Here is a 1,180-nt window from a genome sequence, read left to right as displayed (position 1 = left end):
GCACCGGACGCGGGCGGCCGATCCGCACCTGGCGGTCCAGCACGCGCGCGGCGAGTTCGCGCACGCCGATCAGCTGCGACCCGCCGCCGGTCAGCACGACGCGCGTGCCGGCCTCCTTCGCGACGCCGGCCTGTTCCAGCCGGTCGCGCACGAACTCGAAGGTCTCCTCGAGCCGCGGGCGGATGATGTTGACGACCATCGCACGCGGGATGCGGGCGATGTGGTCCTCGTCCTCGCCCACCAGCGGGATGGGCAGCATCTCGCGCTCGTCGTCGGCCGCCGACAGCGCGCCACCATGCAGCGTCTTCAGTCGCTCGGCGTGGTTGATCGGCGTCGAGAGCACACGGGCCAGGTCGTTGGTCACCTGCCAGCCGCCGACCGGCACCTGGCTCGTGTGGATCAGCTGCCCTTCGGCGAAGACGGCGATCGAGGTCGTGCCGCCGCCCATGTCGACGACCGTCGCGCCGATCCGCTTCTCGTCCTCGACCAGCGTGGCGAGGCCGGCGGCGAAGGGGGCGGAGACCAGTTCCTCCACCTCGAGGTCGCAGCGCGCAAGGCAGGTCCCGAGGTTGCGCAAGGACGCCTGCGACGCATCGACCAGGTGGACGCGCGCGCCGAGCGTGTCGCAGACCATGCCGCGCGGATCCTCGACGCCCGGGGTCTCGTCCACGGTGAAGGACACCGGCGCGCCATGCACGGTCTCGCGCCCTTCCTCATGGCCGCGGCGGCGGCCCTCCGCCAGGATCGCGCGCAGGTCGGCATCCGTCACCGCGCGGCCGCCGATCGGCCATTGCAGGTGCAGCAGCCGCGATTCCGGCTGGCCGCAGGAGAGGTTGACGATCGCGCCCGAGAGCTGCGTGTCCGACATCTCCTCGGCCTGGCCGACGGCGGCACGGATCGCGCGCTCGGCCTCCTCGAGGTCGACGATGGAGCCGCCCTTCACGCCGCGTCCGCGCTGCCAGCCGAAGCCGAGCACGCGCGGCTCGCCGTCGCCCTCGATCCGGGCGACGAGGCAGACCGTCTTGGTGGTGCCGATGTCGAGAACGCCGAAGGCGCCGGAGCGCGCGCCGCGGCGCCGCCGCTCGGGGCCGCCCTCGACCGGGACGGGCAGGCGGGAGAGCGCGTTCATCCGCGGGTCCCCTGCTGCGCCGGGCGGCGCTGCGGCGCCTGCGCGGGCGTG

1 protein-coding gene is annotated in these 1,180 nt (G+C 74.1%); it reads right to left on the bottom strand.

Features of this window, described 5'->3' with window-relative positions; translation table 11 throughout:
- A partial coding sequence (ftsA, locus tag L2I40_RS23445; protein ID WP_237217760.1) for a cell division protein FtsA occupies window positions 1-1,129 on the bottom strand: 1,129 nt, incomplete at its 3' end.
- Window positions 1,130-1,180 lie beyond the last annotated feature (51 nt).

The organism is Falsiroseomonas oryziterrae (assembly GCF_021864505.1).
GTDB classification, from domain to species: Bacteria; Pseudomonadota; Alphaproteobacteria; order Acetobacterales; family Acetobacteraceae; genus Falsiroseomonas; species Falsiroseomonas oryziterrae.
The sequence above is the reverse complement of the archived record's forward strand: the minus strand, read 5'-3'. Positions and strand labels throughout refer to the sequence as shown.